General features: G+C 66.2%; 18 protein-coding genes. 4 read left to right on the top strand and 14 right to left on the bottom strand.

What is annotated here, in order from left to right:
- Positions 1 to 51: 51 nt before the first annotated feature.
- Together ACL03I_RS08220 and ACL03I_RS08215 are read right to left on the bottom strand one after the other, a co-directional pair.
- On the bottom strand, positions 52 to 708 hold the full coding sequence (locus tag ACL03I_RS08220) for a TetR/AcrR family transcriptional regulator (protein WP_397075930.1): 657 nt from the start codon (positions 706 to 708) through the stop codon (positions 52 to 54).
- 83 nt (positions 709 to 791) lie between these two features.
- Positions 792 to 2,399 carry an amidohydrolase family protein gene (locus tag ACL03I_RS08215; RefSeq protein ID WP_412805554.1) on the bottom strand — a complete coding sequence of 536 codons (1,608 nt, stop codon included), beginning with the start codon at positions 2,397 to 2,399 and terminating at the stop codon, positions 792 to 794.
- Positions 2,400 to 2,673: 274 nt separating this feature from the next.
- Here ACL03I_RS08215 and ACL03I_RS08210 point away from each other — a divergent pair, with 274 nt between their 5' ends.
- On the top strand, positions 2,674 to 3,627 hold the full coding sequence (locus tag ACL03I_RS08210; protein ID WP_412805553.1) for a GlxA family transcriptional regulator: 954 nt from the start codon (positions 2,674 to 2,676) through the stop codon (positions 3,625 to 3,627).
- Between the two features lie 111 nt (positions 3,628 to 3,738).
- Here ACL03I_RS08210 and ACL03I_RS08205 read toward each other — a convergent pair whose 3' ends face one another.
- On the bottom strand, positions 3,739 to 5,301 hold the full coding sequence (locus tag ACL03I_RS08205) for an esterase-like activity of phytase family protein (RefSeq protein ID WP_412805600.1): 1,563 nt from the start codon (positions 5,299 to 5,301) through the stop codon (positions 3,739 to 3,741).
- 381 nt (positions 5,302 to 5,682) lie between these two features.
- Between ACL03I_RS08205 and ACL03I_RS08200 the strand changes: the two genes are divergently transcribed.
- Entirely contained in the window at positions 5,683 to 6,462 is a 780-nt protein-coding gene (locus ACL03I_RS08200; protein ID WP_412805552.1) for an enoyl-CoA hydratase-related protein, read from the top strand.
- An 80-nt stretch (positions 6,463 to 6,542) separates the two neighbouring features.
- On the opposite strand, the gene ACL03I_RS08195 is transcribed toward ACL03I_RS08200, so the two are convergent.
- The 3 genes from ACL03I_RS08195 to ACL03I_RS08185 form a co-directional block, all read right to left on the bottom strand.
- Complete coding sequence (locus tag ACL03I_RS08195; protein WP_355073873.1) at positions 6,543 to 6,872, bottom strand: DUF3140 domain-containing protein; 330 nt, start codon at positions 6,870 to 6,872, stop codon at positions 6,543 to 6,545.
- 22 nt (positions 6,873 to 6,894) lie between these two features.
- Positions 6,895 to 7,113 (bottom strand): hypervirulence associated TUDOR domain-containing protein, encoded by a 219-nt coding sequence (locus ACL03I_RS08190; RefSeq protein WP_355073875.1) that lies wholly within the window; start codon positions 7,111 to 7,113, stop codon positions 6,895 to 6,897.
- Positions 7,114 to 7,299: 186 nt separating this feature from the next.
- The gene (locus tag ACL03I_RS08185) at positions 7,300 to 8,148 is read right to left on the bottom strand and encodes an NmrA family NAD(P)-binding protein (RefSeq protein ID WP_412805551.1); all 849 of its coding nucleotides are present in this window, start codon (positions 8,146 to 8,148) and stop codon (positions 7,300 to 7,302) included.
- An 83-nt stretch (positions 8,149 to 8,231) separates the two neighbouring features.
- On the opposite strand from ACL03I_RS08185, the gene ACL03I_RS08180 reads away from it, so the two are divergent.
- Complete coding sequence (locus tag ACL03I_RS08180) at positions 8,232 to 9,209, top strand: AraC family transcriptional regulator (protein ID WP_412805550.1); 978 nt, start codon at positions 8,232 to 8,234, stop codon at positions 9,207 to 9,209.
- 56 nt (positions 9,210 to 9,265) lie between these two features.
- Here ACL03I_RS08180 and rox read toward each other — a convergent pair whose 3' ends face one another.
- The 7 genes from rox to ACL03I_RS08145 form a co-directional block, all read right to left on the bottom strand.
- Complete coding sequence (gene rox, locus ACL03I_RS08175; protein WP_412805549.1) at positions 9,266 to 10,696, bottom strand: rifampin monooxygenase; 1,431 nt, start codon at positions 10,694 to 10,696, stop codon at positions 9,266 to 9,268.
- A gap of 447 nt (positions 10,697 to 11,143) precedes the next feature.
- Positions 11,144 to 11,353, bottom strand: coding sequence for a TOBE domain-containing protein (locus ACL03I_RS08170; RefSeq protein ID WP_355073881.1), 210 nt, complete (start codon positions 11,351 to 11,353; stop codon positions 11,144 to 11,146).
- Positions 11,354 to 11,554: 201 nt separating this feature from the next.
- Entirely contained in the window at positions 11,555 to 12,391 is an 837-nt protein-coding gene (locus tag ACL03I_RS08165) for a glutamate ABC transporter substrate-binding protein (protein ID WP_355073883.1), read from the bottom strand.
- Positions 12,392 to 12,542: 151 nt separating this feature from the next.
- Positions 12,543 to 13,715 (bottom strand): glycosyltransferase 87 family protein, encoded by a 1,173-nt coding sequence (locus ACL03I_RS08160; RefSeq protein WP_412805548.1) that lies wholly within the window; start codon positions 13,713 to 13,715, stop codon positions 12,543 to 12,545.
- A gap of 128 nt (positions 13,716 to 13,843) precedes the next feature.
- A complete protein-coding gene (locus tag ACL03I_RS08155) occupies positions 13,844 to 15,253 on the bottom strand; it encodes a DUF2252 domain-containing protein (RefSeq protein WP_412805547.1) in 1,410 nt (469 codons plus the stop codon).
- Positions 15,250 to 16,068 carry a class II glutamine amidotransferase gene (locus ACL03I_RS08150; RefSeq protein WP_355073888.1) on the bottom strand — a complete coding sequence of 273 codons (819 nt, stop codon included), beginning with the start codon at positions 16,066 to 16,068 and terminating at the stop codon, positions 15,250 to 15,252. The genes ACL03I_RS08155 and ACL03I_RS08150 overlap by 4 nt, the downstream gene beginning before the upstream one ends.
- A 61-nt stretch (positions 16,069 to 16,129) precedes the next feature.
- Positions 16,130 to 16,666 (bottom strand): hypothetical protein, encoded by a 537-nt coding sequence (locus ACL03I_RS08145; protein WP_412805546.1) that lies wholly within the window; start codon positions 16,664 to 16,666, stop codon positions 16,130 to 16,132.
- Between the two features lie 240 nt (positions 16,667 to 16,906).
- Between ACL03I_RS08145 and ACL03I_RS08140 the strand changes: the two genes are divergently transcribed.
- Entirely contained in the window at positions 16,907 to 17,311 is a 405-nt protein-coding gene (locus ACL03I_RS08140) for a DUF7144 family membrane protein (RefSeq protein WP_412805545.1), read from the top strand.
- Positions 17,312 to 17,339: 28 nt separating this feature from the next.
- Here ACL03I_RS08140 and ACL03I_RS08135 read toward each other — a convergent pair whose 3' ends face one another.
- Positions 17,340 to 18,734: an MFS transporter gene (locus ACL03I_RS08135; protein WP_412805544.1), complete on the bottom strand. Its 1,395-nt coding sequence runs from the start codon at positions 18,732 to 18,734 to the stop codon at positions 17,340 to 17,342.
- Positions 18,735 to 18,748: the final 14 nt, after the last annotated feature.

Raw genomic sequence — 18,748 nt, 5'->3', positions numbered from 1 at the left:
TGTAGGTGTCCCGTTGAAGGCAGGTCTATCCCGCTGCGGCAGTCCGATCACTCACACCTCTGCCCCAGGCCCGCGCTCGGCGCGCTCGTCGACCGCGGCGCCCATCCGCGCCGCCGCGTTCCGGCACACGCGAAGAATCCGCGACGAGAAGGACTCGGATTCCACAGCCCGTGACAGCACGAGTCCGCCGATACACAAGGCCAGGGTCGCGATGGCTTCGTCATAGAGTTCGTGCTCCTGCGGATCGTCCACCGGACGGCCACCCATCGCGTTGAGAGTCTTGCGCAGTTCCTCCTCGTAGGCTGACCGGAACTCGGCGGGCATGCGCGCGGCGTCGGATCCGATCGCCGAGAACGCGCACGAATCCGCCCGCTCGTCGCGGTGGGTCCGGTTGAGATAGCCGCGCGCGAGTCGGGCCGCGCGGGCGCCCCAGGACGCGTCGCGCGTCTTGCCGATCCAACGCGGCCGGCTTTCGGCAAGCCCGTGCCGGAAGGCCGCGATGGCCAGATCGTCCTTACTCGCGAAGTGTGAGTAGAAGGCTCCGTGCGTCAGGCCCGCGTCCCGCATGACCTTCCCGATAGCGCCGCCATCGGGACCATCCGCCCGCAGCCGAGCGGCGCTCGCGTCGAGGATGCGCGTCAACGACTCTCGTTTCTGTCGCGCCCGCTGCCCCTCCCCGGAGGGAGAATTTCGCATGTCGACCATCATGTGAACTACGCTCTCGCATGATGTCCGTCATGTCAATGCGCCCAACCGGCCGAGCGGTCGGGCGCGCACGGGATATCGCAGGGTCAACTGACGAAGTTCCTGGCGAGCCGCCGCATGGTCAGGCGCGCGAGCAATCGCGTGGTGAACTCGCCGAAGGCACCCTCGAAGCGGGCGAGCTCTTTGCCGATGGCCACGTCGAGATCCGCTGCGGTGATCAACGTTCCCTTGGCCACCGTCGCCGTCAGGTCCCGGCTCACCGACCAGCTCGAATGGCGTGGATCCGATCGAGTGACGACGAGTTCGGCGCGCGCACCACGATCCACGGTGCCGATATCGGTGAGTCCGAGCGCGCTCGCCGCGGTGGCGGTGGCCAGCCGCCACGAGTCCCGGCGTGGGATACCGGCTTGCTCGAAGGCCTCGAGTTCGCGATGCAGGGCGATCCCCGGCGCGACGAACGGTTGCTGGGTGTCGGTACCCAACCGCAGCGGCACACCGTCACCGAAGAGACGGTTGACGAGCAGGTGTTTGCGCTCCACGGCGCGCCTGCACCGATCGAAGTCCTCGCGTCGGATGTCGCGATAGGCGGGGATGCCGTGTCGAGGGTGCCACACGATGGCCGAGTAGAACGACGGCAGCGCTCGCGCTGTGGGCTCGTCGCGCGCTTGGTGATGCCGCTCGAGATCGAGGACGCCGGTGGAGGTGTTCAGCGTCGGCGTGACCGCGAGCCCGCGGTCGGCGCTCACCTGCCGGACGAGATCGATGCGGCGGTCGTCGACCGCGTCCCAGTCGATCATGCGATTGAAGACGTGGTCCCGCCGAATACTGGCCGGCGGCGCCATGCCGAACAGGTGCTGCCCATCCGGCAGTTGCGCATCCTCGTGCCCGAGCCCGTACGGGACGTGTCCGAGAACTCCCATGCCGGCCGCACGTGCCGCTGCTTTGAGCGCGACGATGCGCGGCACATCGAGATTCTCATAGGATTTGACCCACGTGGCCCCCAGGTGCCGCAGCCGATCGATGATGCCCGGCGCCTGCTCCGGATCGGCGTAGCCGAACGAGTTGGACCACCGTGCCGGTGGGGAGTTCACGAACCCGTAGGCGTAGTGGATCTCCGGTCCGGGCAGGGCGCCGGCGACCACCGATGCCAGCGCCGCCGGTGTCGCCGTCCCGTCGGTGTCGCCCGCGTCGCGAAGAACCGTGATCCCGTGCCGCAGGGTTTGCAGTAGGAACAGATCGGTCAGCCGAAGCACGCTGTCAGGGGGCATGTGCACATGCATGTCGATCAGCGCGCTCGCGACGAAGCCGCCGCGAGCTTCCTCGAACACCGTCGCCTGTGGCGGAGGTTGCATCGCACCGGCCGGGGTGATGCTGTCGATCCGGCCGTCGACCACATAGACGTCGACATGCACCGCATCCGGCCTGTCCATGTGGGCGATGGTCACATCCGGCAGGACGAAGGCGCCACGGATCGTGGGCAGGATCGAGTCCCGTGTGGACACCGTCTCGGTCCAGGCGTCTCGGCCGAGCCGCTTGAACAGGCTGTTCTGCCGCATCGGCTGTGCCGGACGCGATCGCACCACGGATAGACTCGGTGCCGCGCAACAGCTCTCGTGTACCAGGCCCATGACGGCGCGGCAGAACTGGTCGAATGCGATGTTCGACGTCGTGGCGAGCGACAGGGCGGAAGTCACAGTCTGTCCTCCTTCGGGAATCGACGAACTCGACCCTATGAGTATTCGAATATCGAGGACCAGGGCCGAGTTGGACAAAATAGAGACCACTCGTGACAGATGATCGGTCGAGCCCGTGTGGCAATCGGCGGGCACTGTTACCGTCCGGGGTCATGAGTACTATCGGCCTGCGGGAATAATTGGGACTCGGTGAACGAGAATTGACCGAGGCGACAATCACCTGCCACGATCGTCCACGAATTCTGCGCGGACACGAACCGGATATGATCGAGACGTGAAAGCCGCAGTGCTCGAACTGCCGGATATGCGAGCCACCGGAATCGCGATCAGTCACGACATGCTCGAGTCGGCCAACCGCGCCGCGGAAGCTCTCGGCCGGTCCCGCCCTTTCGAGATCACCGCATTGCGCCCTGGCGATCAATTGCCCGGCGCGCTCGATCTGCTCGCTACTCCGGGAATGGGGTGCGTATCGGTGAGCGAACTGGACGCCGTTCTGGCGCGAGCGAGCGATCCGTGGTCGATGCGAATTCTGTCCGAGGCCGTGAACTCGCAGGCTCGGGTGGCCGCCTCTTGTTCGAGCGTGTTCCTGCTCGCGCGAACCGGAGCGCTCGACGGTGGCCGCGCGACGACATCCTGGTTCCTCGCAGCCGAACTCCAGGCACGGCACCCCGCGATCACCGTCGAACCCGACAAGATCTTGGTCCGGCACGGCCGCACGGTCACCGGCGGAGCATCACTCGCCCATGTCGACGTCATGCTCGCGGCGATCGAGATGCTCACCGGCTCGGACGTGGCCGATCTGTGCGCCCGCTATCAGCTCATCGACCGCCGGACCTCGCAGCGTCCCTACATGATGCTCACCGTGCTGATCGCCGACGACCCCGATCTGGTGCACGCCCACGACTGGATCGTCAGCAATCTCCGCCGATCCTTCACGACCGCCGATCTCGCCGACGCGGTGGGACTTCATACCCGCACACTCGCACGACGCCTGCAGCGCGCTACCGGCCTCAGCCCGCAAGCCTTCGTCCAGTACATCCGCACGGACACCGCGTTGACGCTGATCCGATCGGGAACCACTGCGGAGGCTGCCGCCCATCGAGTCGGCTACGCCGATGCCTCTTCCCTGCGCCGAGCCATTCGCCGCCGAGAAACCGGTCGCACCAGCTGGTCGACTGCCGGGCACAGGCCGGACAGCGGGCAGGGCACGGTGTCACCCCGGGAATAGCGGCTCCAGAGGACCGAACACGTGTTTTCGCACTGACCAATGGCGCCCTCCCGGTCACGGCTGTTGCCACTTCGGGGAGGGTTCGCGACGGTGCCCGGCGCCATACGTCCGCTACTTCACGGTGATCGTGAGCGTCCGCGTCTGCGTCTTGGCGGGCAGCTTGGTGGTGTCGACCATCAGCACCTCACCCGTGTCCTGGGCGCCGTTGGCGAGGAGCTTGGCTTTCAGTCCGAACGGCGGCTGGTCGCCGGTGGCGGCCTCGATGCCGAAGTCGCTGTCGTCGGCGATGTAGAGGGTCTTGCCGCCGTCGCGGGTGGCGACGCCCTCGATCTTGTCGTGGCCGAAGAACTTGCCGTCGGCGTTCAGGCCGTCCAGCAGACCGCCGAGGTCCAGGGCAGACTTCTTGGCGACGGGGGTGACACTCGCCTTCCGCAGCGTGGCGACGCCTTCGGCAGCGGGCACGGCACCGACGAGGAGTTCCAGCGGCTTGCCGTCGACCAGCAGGCCGAGTTGTGGATCATAGTGCGCGTTCTGGATTTTCGCCTGCGGGCCGACGTCGGTGGCGCCGGTGATGTCGATGGTCCACAGCTTCTTGTCGGCCTTGGGCGATTTGCCGCCGTCGCGTTCGTCGACCAGGAAGGTGGTCTCGCTCAGCGCCGTGATCTCGGAGACCGCGAGCTTCTGCTTCGGATTCTCCAGCGGATATACGAATTCCTTGACGTCCCGGGTCTTCAGATCCACGGTGACGATCCGGGTCATGGGCACCTCACGCGCCGACGCGACACCTGGCTCGTTCAGTGCACTCTGCACGATGCCGACCAATGTGCTGCCGTCCGGCGTGATGGTGAGCCCCTCCATACCCTGGTTCGGGGTGCGCAGCGAAAGCTCTTTGGGCAGACCGCGTCCCGGTGCGAGCCGCTCCAGCTCGGTGCCGTTGGCGTCGAAGTGCACGACGAACGGCCCGTACTCGTCGGACACCCAGAAGCTGCCGTCGGGCATCGCGACCAGGCCTTCGCTGTCGATGCCGTGATCGGTCGGCGGCAGGACGGTGCCGTTGAGGTCGCGGATGGTCTCGCCGGTGCTTGCGGAGGCGTCGACCAGGCCGTTGAACGGCTGGCCCGCTGAATTCTTCAGGGGAATGGCGCTTTCCAGCACCGCCTTGGTGCCGACCAACTTGAATTTCGCGATGGTGGGCGTGAAAGTCGGTATCGGCGTGAGCTTCTCATTCTTGCCCTTGCCGTCCACGTTCGGACCGCGGTCGGTGAGACCGTAGAACTCGTCGGTCGATCCGGGCACCGGCGTGAACGCCGACCCGTATCCGCTGCCCTGCAGACTCACGCCACCGAAGTCACCGAGCGGCGGGATATCGGTGGTGAACAGCTTCACGGCGTCGGTGGTGGTCACGGTGATGCTGTCGGAACCGGTGTATCCAGCCGCAGGCGTGTACACCACCGCACCGTCGGTGCGACGGGTGATCGTGCCGTGCTGCGGATCGGTGATCCCGACCGCGGCGCTGCCGCCGGTCGCCGCCAGCAGATCATCCAGCGAGATCACCAAGGGCTGGTCCTTGGCGGCGGTGAAGCCCGCCTCCGAGTTCGACGACGAGCAAGCGGACAGAACGGCGGTCGCGCACACGGCGACCATGACGAGCGCGCTTCGGGTACTGCGGTGCATTCTCACCAGCGATGCGTACCGTCCGAGCCCGACCGCCAGTTGGCATCGAGCTGAACATGAGCCGTCGATCCCCACAATCATCCGATCAGTTTGCAGTGTTGCCAATCCTGACGAACATGAGCACTGCGGTATCCGAGCGTCGGCCGCGTCGCTACCGACTTCGATGCCGAACAAGCCTTAGCGCTCGGTGAAGGGTCAACTGCGTCCGATCGGGCGCCTGCGGCGAGGAAGATGCCGAGCAGGCCATCCGCATCGAGGTCGCCACAGCCGGGACGCGGCCCCGCCACCACCACCGCCCAGCGGGGCACCCAGCCGTGCGAGCTGTTCGGAGATCATCCCGGAAGTGTCGTGTCGTTCCCCGTATAGCTCTACGGTGGAGATATGACCGCCTTGGAGTATCAGCATGTGCTGGTCGCGCGGGACGGCGACACAGTGCGCATCACGATGAACCGGCCGGAGCGACGCAATACCCTGTCCGGCGAACATCTGGCCGAGTTGCTCGCCTCCTTCCGCGCTGCGGGCGAGACGGACGCCACCGGGATAGTGCTCGGGGCAGCCGGTCCGGTGTTCTCCGCGGGACATGATTTCGCCGATGTCGCCGCACGCGACCTGCTCGGCGTGCGGGAACTGCTCACACTGTGCACCGAGCTCATGTCGACCATCGAGTCGGTACCGCAGGTGGTGATCGCCCGCGTGCAAGGTCTGGCCACGGCTGCCGGCTGCCAACTGGTGGCCTCGTGCGATCTGGCCATCGCCGCCGAATCGGCCGGTTTCGCGCTCCCCGGTGGCAAGGGCGGCTGGTTCTGCCACACCCCCGCGGTGCCGGTAGCCCGCGCCGTCGGCCGCAAACGACTGATGGAACTCGCCCTCACCGGCGACCCGATCGATGCCCGCACCGCCGAACAGTGGGGCCTGATCAACCGAGCGGTGCCGGACGCCGAGCTCGACACCGCCGTCGACGAGTTGCTCGCCCGAGCTACCCGCGGCAGCCGCGGCAGCAAAGCACTGGGCAAACGCACCCTCTACCGCCAGCTCGACCGCCCCGAGGCAGACGCCTACGCCCTCGCCCTGGAAGTCATGGCCGCAGCCGCCCAACTTCCCGGCGCCCGCGAAGGAATGGCGGCCTTCCTGGCGAAGCGCCCACCTGTCTGGCGCGATTAGCGGCGCCGGCGTCTGCCCCTGCCCGCCGGAGACGGCTCGAATCGGCAAGAGCTGGATGTGACGCGTATTCGCTGCTGCCGTCAGCTTTTCATCGGATCGTGGCCCCAGTTCATCAGCGAGTATCGCCATTTGGTGTTCTCGATTTCGCCGGAGGGTCGCTGCTCGAGATGGCGGTGCGCATAGCCGATGACTTTGCGCATGTGCGCGTAATCATCGTCGGTCGGTTTCTTCTTCTCGAGGATGTCCGCGATGCGCCGCCCGCTCGCGTGCCCGGTCGACTCGCCGCCGTCTTTCGGTTTCTGCCCCACCGACTTCGACTCGTCGGTGTCGAGCCACCGGCGCAGTTCTTTCGCCGTCATGTTGACGATGTTGTCGAATTCCGTACGCGTGTCTTTGTCTTCCGTCGTCATGGCGCGGCTCCGATTTTCGATGTCAATCGTCGTGCGGACGTAGCGCGCCGGGCTTGTGCACCGCGTCACGGCCGCTCTTCGCACTGCGCACCCGATACTGCGGATCTTGTTCGGAGGCCCGTACCGTTCGGCCCGCCGCTTCGGTGTCGGACGTGATCACGTCTTCCACCTCGCCCTCGGCGGTACTGCCGTGGCTGTTCCATTCGACTTCGTCGCCTTTGCTGAACGATTGCTTTCCCATAGTCGATTCCTTCCCCATTCCCGCATCCAACGAGGTCGTGTTACCCGCAGTCCGCTCTCGAAAACTGATAGCTGAACCTGTCCTCCTGATCGCCACCCACTCTTTCTGCGGCCAGAACCTCGTGCAGGGCGATGGTGCCGGTTTCGACCCGACGATCCCGTTGTCAGCATCGGCCGCGCGGTTGCGCTAGGAGGTAGTGGTCCGGCGCCAACAGCCTGAGGCGGCGGATTCCGCGACATAGTTCTCGAATGTCCGGGCCGGACGGTGAAGAGCTCGGTGCACGTCATCGGTGGGGGTCGTGCCCGGGCCGCCGTGGGGAAGCCGGGTGAGAATGTCGGTGAGTAGCCGCGCAGCCTCGGGCGAGACACCGAAGCCGATTTGCTGTTCGACGAAAGTCACGGGGTCGATGTCGACGTGGCGGATCGTGCGGCCGATGGTCGCTCCGATCATGTCCACGGCTTCGCCGAAGCTGATCGCCCTCGGGCCGGTCAGCTCGTAGGTGTTACCGCTGTGCCGGTCATCGATCAGTGCTTGCGCCGCTACTTCGGCGATGTCGTCGGCGTCGACGAACGGGGTACGACCGTCGCCGGTGGGGATATGGAGCGCGCCATTGAGAATGCCGGACAGCCAGAAACTTTCACTGAAATTCTGCGCGAACCAGTTGGGTCGCAGAATGGTCCATTCCAGCCCGCTGTCCCGGGTCGCGCGCTCGGCGGCGTGCAGGGGATGATCGGCCTGGTCGGCGGCCGGTGCGGACAGTAGTACGAGCCGCCGGACACCGGCCCCGACCGCCGCCTCGATGAATTTCGGGATACGCGCTCGGCCCTCATCGGTGAATTGCAGGGCCGGTTCCACGAGATAGGCGGAGGTGGCGCCGTCGAGCACGGCCGACCAAGTCGTCGGGTCGCCCAGGTCGAACGACATATCGCCCCCGGTGCGGGCGACCGCCCGTACCGGATGGCCCGCGGCTCGGAGGTGGCGTGCGATCCGTCGGCCGGTCTTACCGGTGCCGCCGAGAATCAGGATGTTGGTCATGGCAATCATCCAATCGAGCAGCAGCCAGACGATCCATGGGAGAAGATCCGGGATTTCTTTGTGATCGTCTAACGTTGGTCGCTGTGGACGTGCTGAGTGATCTGTTGCATCGAGCGCGAGTGGGCAATACCGAGGTACGCCAGCTCATCCAGCGGCCGCCGTGGTCGCTGACCTTCGCCGCATCCGGACATCCAGCGCTCGCTGTCGTCGCGGTGCTGGGCGGTCCGGCGCACTTGCGGCTCGACGATGCCCACACGACAAAGGTGCCGGTGCCCGAGGGTGGTATCGCCGTGGTGAAAACGACCGGCGGATATACGGTTGCCGATAGTCCGACCACCCCGCCTCAGATTTTGATCGAGGAGGGGTGCAAAGTCGTCCTCGACCACAGCCGGGAACCGGGCGCGCTCCGGAATATGGGCCCACGCACCTACGGTGACGGTCTGCCAGGAGCCACGACAGTGCTGCGTGGCTCCTTCGTACTTCATGGCGACGTGGGCGAGCGAGTACTCGATCTGCTGCCACCCGTGGCGGTCGTACCTGCCGGATCACGGACCAGCGCCGCGTTGCATCTGCTCACCACCGAAGCCGCCCGGGACGAGCCGGGACAAGACGCCGTCCTGCATCGGTTGCTCGATCTGGTGCTCGTGCTGGCGCTGCGCGCCTGGTGGGCCGCGCCCGGCGCGACGCCACCCGGCTGGTATCACGCGATGATCGACCCGCGGATCGGCCGTGCTCTCCACGCGCTCCACAACGATCCGGCCCACCGCTGGACCGTTGCCGCGTTGGCCGAGGAGGCCAACATGTCCAGAGCCTCCTTCGCCGCGCGCTTCACCGCCCTGCTCGGACGCCCGCCGCTGACCTATCTCACCGATTGGCGAATGACTCTGGCCGCGGACGCCCTGCGCGATACCGACGCCACCATCGCGACCATCGCTCATCATGTCGGATACCACGACGCCTTCGCTTTCAGCGTCGCGTTCAAACGCGCCCGCGGGGCCGGGCCCTCGGCCTGGCGGCGCCGGCAGACCATGCGTCCACCGCCAGACCGAGACAACCATTGACCGCCTTACCCCGCTGTCCCCGGTGCACTCGCGGGGTCCGGCGGCCAGTCGGCGAATCAGCCCGCTGCGGCGCCGAACCACCGGGGCAGGTGCTCGAGCAGATCCTGCTGGTCTGCACCGACCCAGGCCACGTGGCCGTCCGGCCGCAGCAGCACGGCGGGCACCTCCAGTTCCTCGCTGACATCGACGACGTGGTCCACCCGATCCGCCCACCCCGTTACCGAAAGCCGGCCGGTCTGGTCGAGCAGCAACCCACGCCCGCCGTGCATCAGTTCGTAGAGACGACCCCGCTTCAGCCCGACGTCCCGCATCCGCCGGCCGAGCAGGTCGTGCCCCTCGCCGAAGTCGTAGCGGACCCCGACCGCGGTGATGATCTCGGTGATATACCGGTTGACCTCCTCGAAGTCCATCAACTTCGAGAACAGCTCGCGCAGCGCGGTCGCGCCCGGATCGGTTCCCATCAGCGTGATCTGCGCGCGGGTGTTCTCCAGCACACGCGCGCCCACCGGGTGTCGTTCGGCGTGATAGGTGTCGAGCAGTCCCTCCGGCGCCCAGCCGTTCACCTCGGCGGCCAGTTTCCAGCCGAGGTTGAACGCGTCCTGGATGCCGAGGTTCATCCCTTGCCCGCCGGTCGGCGGATGGATGTGCGCAGCGTCGCCGGCCAGCAGCACCCGGTCGACCCGGTAACGCTCGGCCTGCCGCGTAGCGTCGCCGAAGCGGGACAGCGAGCGCGGGGAGTGCACCCCGAAGTCGGTGCCCGAGAACGCCTGCAGTTGCCGCTTGAACTCCTCCAGGGTCGGGGCCGCACGATCGTCCGACACGCCCTCGGCAGGCACGACGATACGGAACAGCCTTCCGTCGTCACCGGAGCGGGCGGCGCCGAACCGCTTCTGCGTTTTGTGGACTTCCTCGACGATCGCGGCCACCTTCGCCGGGTCCTCGGTCACCTCCATTTCACCGAGCAACGTCTCGACTTTGGTGGGTTCGCCGGGGAAGCCGACGCCGAGCAGTTTGCGCACCGTGCTGCGGCCGCCGTCGCAGCCGACGAGGTAGCGCGAGCGTAGTTGCGTGCCGTCGGCCAACGCGACGGTCACCCCGTGCTCGTCCTGACTCAGCCCCACCACTTCGCAGCCGCGCCGGATCTCGGCGCCGACCTCGAGGGCGTGCGCGTTGAGCAGCCGTTCGGTGACGGGCTGTGGAGTGGCGAGGCCGTACGGGTGCGCCGTGTCCAACCGTTCCGGCCACGGCTTGACGATGCCGCCGAAAAGACCGCCGACTTGGAACTTTTTACTGACCGCGAGGAACCGGTCCAGCAGGCCGCGCTGGTCCATCATCTCGACACTGCGCGCGTGTAGGCCCTGCCCCCGGGACAGCGTGGACGGTTCCATCTCCTTCTCCAGTACCAGCGTGTGCACGCCGTGCAGCCGCAACTCGCTGACCAGCATCAAGCCGGTCGGTCCGCCGCCGACAATGATCACGTCAAACATGAACCGCCCATCCGTTGGTGTCGCATCTCGGCCAGCTGGTCCGGCGGAAATCCGCGAGCGCACGTGCCTCGCGAATCGCCGATTTCCGCAGGTTCTGGCTTCGGCCGAAGATTTTGCAGCACGACCCGGCCCTTGCCGCAAGTCCCCCAGTGCGATATATGTTAAAAGGGAAGAGCAATTGGTTCTTCCCCGTCCGCGCCCGGTATGGACATCGTGGCAGCACCCATCCCCCATTCGGCCAGTGCGTTCGCTTCGGTGTGGCAGGAAGCATCAACCCACGCGTCGGGTGGCCGGTCCACGCTTCTCGACCTCAGCATGCCTCGCAGGGTCGGCGCGTCCGCCGTGTAGATGAGCCGAAGCGGAATCTGCCGACAATATTCGGTCCGCAGCTGATGTGACCCACGAATACAGGGTCGTCCCAGCGGAATTGGCGACGGTGGCGCCCGGCTATTCGACGCCGAGCGCCACCTCGGTCGACTTGATGAGGACTTTGACGCGTGTGCCTTCGGTGAGTCGCAGGTCTTCGACTGCGTCGCGGGTGATCGAGGAGGTGATCTCGTCACCCCCGGTGAGCCGGACCCGGACCACGGCCATGGCTTCGCCGCGGGTGATCGAGACGACGGCGCCGTCAAGTTGATTGCGGGTAGATAGCTGCATGCCGGTGATGGTACGCACGCCCGGCCCGGGTGGCGGGGATTGCCGACGGGGGTGTCAGTAGGCGTCGCGGACGTGACAACCGGCTACCTCACCTCCGCCCGAAACCGGGCTTGCTCGACACGACGGTGGATATGCCGTCCGCGTGCTCGAAATGTGCAGCGGGCTGCTGTCCGTGCGGCTGCCGGAAGCGGTGAGTTCCGATCAGTATCGGTCGACGGCGGGCGGCGTCAACGTCGAATCACGCAGCGGCCCGATCGTTTCCTCGAACGCCTTCTGCCACGAACCGTCGGCCACCATTTGCTCGAGCGCGTCGTTGATCTTGTTCCGGGTTTCCTGGTCGCCCTTCTTCAGGCCGATACCGTACTTCTCGGTGGTGAACGTGTTGCCGACCAGCTTCAGTTCCCCTGACGCCTGCCCCGCGAAACCGGCGAGGATGATGTCGTCGGTGGTCACCACATCGACCGAACCGCGGCGCAGAGCTTCGATGCACTGCGAGTAGGTGTCGAGCTCCACCAGCTGAACATCTTTGGCGTAGTGATCCTTGACGTATTGCGCCGGGGTGGAGCCTTTGACCGAGCAAAGTTTCTTGTTGCCGTTCAGCGACTCGACACCGGTGATATCGGTGGTCTCCTTCTTCACCAGCAGCGCCTGCCCGGCCACGAAATACGGTCCGGCGAAGTCGACTTTCTCCTTGCGCGCGTCGGTTATCGAATAAGTGGCGACGATGAAGTCCACCTCGCCGTTCATGATCATCGTCTCCCGCCGGGCCGACGGCGTCTCTTTGAAGGTGATGCCGTCGGGCCGCACGCCGAGCTTGCTCGCTACGTACTTGGCGATCTCGACGTCATACCCTTGGTAGGAGCCGTCCGCTTCACGGAATCCGAGTCCTGGCTGGTCGAACTTGATGCCGATGGTCAGCTTGCCGTCCCGCACGTGATCGGCGGTGGTCGCGGGGTCGCTGCCGCCACCGCAGGCGGCGGCGACGAGGGCGACGGCGATCGCCCCGATACCGAGGCGAAGTGTTCGGGTGATCCTCATCGAATTCGGCTCCTTCTCACGGTGAGCTGCCGGTCCGGGGGCCGACGACACGTCATCTTTCCCGGAACATCGATCGCCCGGCTCGACTGTCCCTCCCGCCAGTGGAAAGTTCGGGGATGTGGCCGCACGCGCCGGAAGTGCACGGCGTCGTTCAGGCCGACGACGCGGCCCCGACGACCGTTATCGGCACTTCCGGGCTTTCACGAGACGGTTGGAAGTTGTCGCGCCACAGACGTACAAGCGACCACGCGGTTGCCCAGAGCAGCAGGCCGTTGCGCACTGCCAGGACCACTACTCCCGGTCCGCTTCCGGTGGCGACCCGGTCGTAGAGGAACGGGAACTCCACCTGACTCGCCAGTGCCGTCGCGAGTACCAGCACCAGCACAGGCCGCTGCGTGGTGCGCGGGTCGAGCGCGCAGACCGCGGCGACCCCGACCGCCCACACCAAGTACTGCGGGCTGAGCACCCGACTGGCCGCCAAGGCGAGCAGCACCGCCGCCAATGCCAGATCCGTCGCCGGAGGACGCACGCGCCACCAGGTGATCAGCAACACCGCGCCGCCGATGATCATGACGGCCACGCATCCCCTGGCCACGGTGGACACCGCAGGGCCGGACAGCTCCTCCGCCCCATAACGATGCACGATGGTCCAGCCGCCGTTCATCAGCCGAGCAACCAACAACGGTGTGGCAGCGACGGATTCGATCTGCAATCCCCGCTTCGACTGAAACTCCAGAAACGACCACGCGCCCGGACCCAACGCGGTCAATCCCGCCATTGCAACCAGGCCGGCGCAGGCCGCCGCCGCGCTCATGCGCCACAGCGTCCGTCGGCGCAGCCCGAGCACGACCACCACCGGCCACAGTTTCAGCAACACACCCGCGGCGGCGGCCACGCCTGCCGCCGCCGGTCGGCGCGCTGACCACAACAGTGCCGCGATCGCGGTCGCGGCTACGATCAAATCGAATCGGCCGTAACAGACCCGGCCAAGCAAGGCCACTCCGAGCGTCCAAATCCACGGCCCGGCCTGCGCTGTCCGCAGCCCGTCAGCCCGCGCCGCCCTGATCAACAAGCTGAGCACACCGGCGTCCGCTGCCGCGACCAGCGCGAAGAACAACCAGTTGTAGCCCAACCCACCGCCGATCAGCCAGGGCACCACCAGCAACGCACCCGCCCCGGGCGGGTACTGCCAGCGTTCGTCGTCCAACGGGAAAGCGTTCTGGTGCACGATATGTTCGGCCCACGCGCCGTACAGGGTCAAGTCCGCCGCCGAGGCATCCCAGACGCTGTGCGGCAACGCCGTCACACCGGTGAACACCACCATCAGTAATCGAGTAACCACCCAAACGACCCACAACCTCGACACCGACGACAGCTCGCGCACAAGGTCGCAGCCTAACCGTCCTGCGCAATGAGCAAGGCGCCCACGGGTATTCGGAGACGACGATGGTCTTACATTCCGGTTCGTGCGGTGATGCGGCCTTCCTGGATCGCGCGCTCGAGTTCGGCATGGTCGCGCGCGTTCTGGTCGGCGTAGGTTTCGGCGTATTCCGCCATGGCATGGTCGAACTCGTCTGTCGTGCCGAGGTACGAAGCGATCGCTATCCGGTCGCCCGCGCGGGCGTGTGCGTAAGCCAGCACCCGCCCGCACAGTCGGCCGTAGAGTCGCAGTCCCTTGGGACCCATGGTCTCGATCACCGCCGAGCCCTTGCCGTCGCGTAGCTGCCGGAAGTAGAAGTCCCGCTGCTCGCCGTCGATGTCGGGACCGTGTTGCCAGCCCAGCAGGATGTCGCTCGCCGCCTGCATCAGCCGCTGCCCACGCACTACCCGCTCCCCTTGGTTCGGATACGACGGGCCCGCCAGATACCGTGCCAATACCGACGGTTGGGCCTCTTTCGCCTGCAGAAACAACGGATCTCCGTCGACTCCCAGCATCAGGACGATCCAAGCGCGGGTGCCCACGCTCCCCACGCCGACCACCTTGCGCGCGGCTTGCGTGAACTCGAATTGGTCCAGCAGCGCGCGGCGATTGTCCTGCAGAGTCGCACGGTAATCGCTGAGACGTTGGCGTAGTTCGCGATACAGCTGCTCGGCGTCGACATCGGCGAAGAGTTCCTCGAGCGGGACGAGTAGGGGCGGATCGCTGATGATCCGCGGCCTGCCGTCGACACGGGTGGTCAGCTTCGCCAGGGCGTGGTGGCTGTCGTGCGTCCGCGACTTCGCGAGCGCCTTGCGCACCCGCTCCTGGGTCGAGGTGTCCAGCTCGTCGCGCAATTCGGGCAATTCGGCCGTGGGATCGATGCGCGAGTACCACACGGCTGTGGTGCTCCGCTCGGCTTGGTCCCGCATCGTGGTCCGGTATTCCGCCGCACACGCTAGCGTGACTTTCAGCCGCTGTCTGGCGGAGAAGCCGTTCTCTCCGGCGGCGACCGCCAGGCTGGTGACGAGCCGTTTGACATCCCATTCGAACGGACCGGGGTATGTCTCGTCGAAATCGTTGATGTCGAAGGCCAGGCGGCGTTCGGGTGTCGCGAAGATTCCGAAATTGCTCAGGTGGGCATCACCGCACAGTTGAGTGTGCAGCCCCGTCGTGGGCGCTCGGGACAGATCGTCCGCCATGACCAGGGCCGCGCCGCGATAAAAGGCGAACGGTGAGTTCGCCATGCGGCCGTACCGCACTGGAACCAGTTCCGGAATCCTGGATCGAGCCTGCCGATCGAGCAGGTCGACCGGGTCCCTGCCGGTGGCGTCGTGTTCGGCGAGAGCGGCGAAAGGGGTAGTCCGCCGAGCGGATTCACCCTGCTCGGCACGTTCGGCGCGGGTGGCGATCCGATCGTTCACCGCGGCCGTCCGGTGGGTCACGGTGCGACCGGCTCGAACGGGCGCGTTTCATCGTGACCGAGGCGGACGACGCCTGCCGACGATTCCTGGACTTCGTTCCACGCTCCCGGCAGGTCACGCAGCGGCTCGGAGACCACGAACCGGGCCTCCTCCCCCAGCGCGCGGAGAGCTTTCACCTCCGGATGCAGGGCGCGCACTTTCGCGACATCGTTGGAATAGAACAGCGATCGCGTCTGCCGCTCGGTGGAATACCGGAAGAACCACATGGATTCGCCGTCGGTGGTCGCGACGGTCATCTGTACCGGAGCCTCGACCTCGTGCGCCCGGCCGACGTCTTCTACGAGGCCGACCGCGCGGGCGACCGCCTCGAACGGGTCGTGGACGAGCCCGAAGGTCAGGGCAAGGAAGAAGAGCAACTCGGAATCGGTAGATCCCTCGATGTCGGCGAACAGGAGCGGATCGACCGCCGTCATCAGATCACGCTTGCACTGGCGGAACCCGCGCAGCGCTCCGTTGTGCATCCACAACCAGTGCCCGTGCCGGAACGGGTGACAGTTGCTGCGCTGCACCGAGGTCCCGGTCGACGCGCGCACGTGCGCGAAGAACAGCGACGTGCGCACCGCGCCCGCGATCTCCCGCAAGTTGCGGTCGTTCCATGCCGGTTCGGTGTTCTTGAACACCGAAGGTCGCGGGCCATCGCCGTACCAGCCGATCCCGAAGCCGTCACCGTTCGTGGTCGTCGCACCCAGTTGGGAGTGCAAGCTCTGGTCGATCAACGAATGCGTCGGCCGGAACAAAAGGTCCTCGGCCCGGATCGGCTCCCCTGAATAAGCCATCCACCTGCACATATATCGATTGAAGCAGAGCAGGCGTGGTTCGGCCACAGCATCCGCGCGATCAGTGGGTCATGATCACCTTGACCACCACGACGGTGGTGGCCGCAACCGCCAGCAGCAGGGCCTCGAGCAAGGTCGAACGTCGGGGACGCGCACCGTTGAGCCGCTCGATGACGAACACGATTCCGCCGATCCGGATCAGCATGACCACCTCCGCGAGCAGCTGCGCAGTGCGCGGTGCGAGCCATCCGAGACCGGCGATGCCGAGGATCACGCAAGGTAGCACCGCCGAGCTGAGGATCGGCACGGAGTCCCGCATGTCCATCCAGCGCTCCCGAGCGGAGATCGGACGGTTCTGCTGGACGCTCTGGCCGACCCCTTCGGCGAAAGAGTGTGCGATGAACGTCGAGAAAGCCGTTCCGAGGACGATCAAGATGCCGACGTGTTCGGCGGAGGTCGTCACCGGTATCAGCGCCGCGAGTATCAGCACGTTCCCGTAGACGTAGGCGCTGATCCGGCTGGCCGCATTGCGGCGGTCCAGTGGAGCGCTCCGGGAGAACAGCGGTCCGTGTAGGAGTGCATGTCTGCTGGCTTCCATCGACCTCTCACCGAGTTCGTCGCCGGGCCATCCGTCTTTCCGAGTCGTGCCGAGCCCGCGGCAAGGCCTACTAAATAGTAGCCAGAAGATCGCTGGAGATTATGCTGAACACCGGCGCGCGGCGACGTATGCGGGCTCTGTTGTTCCAGGTTTTCGGTACGTCCCATGCGGATCAGGCAAGACGCCCCGTCAGACCGATGCATCGCTCCGTGCATCGCCGATGAGAGAGGTGACCGGCAAATGTCAGCAACTAATGACCATTCCGTCAAGCAGGCGGTCGCGGCCACTACTTCGATCGGCGCCGCGGTCCTGCTGTTGGCCGCCGGGCTCCTGTCGATCTTCCAGGGGATCTCCGCGATCGCCAAGGATGATCTTCTGGTCTCCGGAACGAATTACACCTATCAGTTCAGTGCCACCACCTGGGGCTGGATCCATCTCGTTCTCGGCATCTTGGTGGTGATCGCGGCGGTCGGGCTGATCGCCGGCGCTATGTGGGCGAGGGTCACAGCGGTGTTCCTCGCCGCGCTGTCGATCCTGGCGAACTTCCTGTGGCTGCCGTACTACCCGTGGTGGTCGACCATCGTCATCGCCTTGGACGTCGTCGTGATCTGGGCGGTCACGACCTGGGAGCCGAGCCGCATGTGACCGGCAGCGGCCGCGGTGCCGGTGCGGGTCAGGTGTCGCGCGACGCCACGGGCGGCGCCGACACCGTGCGGCGGGGCAGCAGCGCCGCGGCGAGCAGTCCGCCGAGGCCGATCGCGGCGAGAACGCTCATCGCGGCGGCGTAGGCGTGACCGCCGGGATCGGCGACCAGGATCGTCCCGGCCACCGCGGTACCGAGCGAGGAACCGAGGTTGGACACGCTGCGCGACAACCCCGAGATCTCGCCCTGCAGTTCCTCACCGAAGCTGGATTGCACCACGTTGACCGACGGGGTGAGCATCACGCCGAGGCCGAGCCCGATCAACAACAGTCCGGGGGCGAACGCCCACGGGTTCAGCGCGCTGCCCGCCAATGCCAGCAGCACCACCACGCCGATGATGGTCACCAGGAAACCACCCATGATGAGGGTGCGCGCGGCGCGGCGCCGCGCCAGTCGTCCGGCCGACAGTGACGAGACCAGCAGGCCGATGGTGGCGGCGGTGAAGATGACGCCGGTCTCAATGGCGTTGTATCCGCGCACAACCTGCAGATACGCCGAGACGACGAACGAGGTGCCCATCAACAGCAACCACTGGATGTTCTGGGTGACCAGGCCGAGGTTGGACGTGCGGTTGCGGAACAAGCCGGTCGACAGCAGCGGCTCATGCCCGGCGCGCTCCTTGTTGCGGCAAGAGACGAAGAACCAGGCGAGGAACATCGCACCGAGTGCCAGCAGCGCCAGCATCAACCAGAAATTGTCGTCGGCGGCCAGAATGCCCATGACGAACAGGATCAGGCCGACCGCCGACAGAATCGCGCCCCCGAGATCGAAAGGCCGCGTGGGGTCCGCGGGCAGCGGGTCGGTAATGCGGCGGCTGAGCAGGATGATCGCCACGATGACGAGAGCCTGGAAGCCGAAGGCGGCGCGCCAGCTCAGCCCGGAGGTGATGAGTCCGCCGATCAACGGTCCGGCCGCGGCGCCGATGCCGCCCATGGCCATGATGGCGCCGAAGGCCCGTGCGCGAGACGACGTCTCGGTGAACAGCAGGGTGCTGAGGATATAGACCGGTGGGATCAGCAGCGCGGTGCCGACACCTTCGAGGATCGAATTGCCCAGGATCAGCACACCGAGCGCCGGTGCGAGAGCGCTGAGCACGGCACCGACGCCGTAGACGGCCAAGCCGACGACGAAACATCGCTTGCGACCGTATCGGTCGGTGAGCTTTCCGCCGGGGATCATCAGCGCGGCCATCACCAGCAGGAAGATCGTGATCGTCACCTGCACCCCGTGCACGGTGGTGTTCAGGTCGGCGCTGATGTCGGTGATCATCACGTTCATGTTCGAACCGGCGAAGCTACAGATGAACTGCGCCAGCGCGAGGGGAAGCAGCACCCCACGCGGTCTGGACCCGGTCGTCTCCGCCATCCGCGCGCCCCGGG

Source organism: Nocardia sichangensis (assembly GCF_047200615.1).
In the GTDB taxonomy this organism is placed as follows: Bacteria; Actinomycetota; Actinomycetes; order Mycobacteriales; family Mycobacteriaceae; genus Nocardia; species Nocardia sichangensis.
The sequence above is the reverse complement of the archived record's forward strand: the minus strand, read 5'-3'. Positions and strand labels throughout refer to the sequence as shown.

Bases quoted from the DNA above. Each gene is read 5' to 3' on its own strand.
- ACL03I_RS08140 (WP_412805545.1), top strand. From the start codon at position 16,907: ATGTCAGCAACTAATGACCATTCCGTCAAGCAGGCGGTCGCGGCCACT.
- ACL03I_RS08160 (WP_412805548.1), bottom strand. From the start codon at position 13,715: ATGGTGGTGTTCACCGGTGTGACGGCGTTGCCGCACAGCGTCTGGGAT.
- ACL03I_RS08170 (WP_355073881.1), bottom strand. From the start codon at position 11,353: ATGCAGCTATCTACCCGCAATCAACTTGACGGCGCCGTCGTCTCGATC.
- ACL03I_RS08195 (WP_355073873.1), bottom strand. From the start codon at position 6,872: ATGACGACGGAAGACAAAGACACGCGTACGGAATTCGACAACATCGTC.
- ACL03I_RS08185 (WP_412805551.1), bottom strand. From the start codon at position 8,148: ATGACCAACATCCTGATTCTCGGCGGCACCGGTAAGACCGGCCGACGG.
- ACL03I_RS08220 (WP_397075930.1), bottom strand. From the start codon at position 708: ATGATGGTCGACATGCGAAATTCTCCCTCCGGGGAGGGGCAGCGGGCG.
- ACL03I_RS08150 (WP_355073888.1), bottom strand. From the start codon at position 16,068: ATGGCTTATTCAGGGGAGCCGATCCGGGCCGAGGACCTTTTGTTCCGG.
- ACL03I_RS08205 (WP_412805600.1), bottom strand. From the start codon at position 5,301: ATGCACCGCAGTACCCGAAGCGCGCTCGTCATGGTCGCCGTGTGCGCG.
- ACL03I_RS08190 (WP_355073875.1), bottom strand. From the start codon at position 7,113: ATGGGAAAGCAATCGTTCAGCAAAGGCGACGAAGTCGAATGGAACAGC.
- ACL03I_RS08145 (WP_412805546.1), bottom strand. From the start codon at position 16,666: ATGGAAGCCAGCAGACATGCACTCCTACACGGACCGCTGTTCTCCCGG.
- ACL03I_RS08135 (WP_412805544.1), bottom strand. From the start codon at position 18,734: ATGGCGGAGACGACCGGGTCCAGACCGCGTGGGGTGCTGCTTCCCCTC.
- ACL03I_RS08200 (WP_412805552.1), top strand. From the start codon at position 5,683: ATGACCGCCTTGGAGTATCAGCATGTGCTGGTCGCGCGGGACGGCGAC.
- rox (WP_412805549.1), bottom strand. From the start codon at position 10,696: ATGTTTGACGTGATCATTGTCGGCGGCGGACCGACCGGCTTGATGCTG.
- ACL03I_RS08165 (WP_355073883.1), bottom strand. From the start codon at position 12,391: ATGAGGATCACCCGAACACTTCGCCTCGGTATCGGGGCGATCGCCGTC.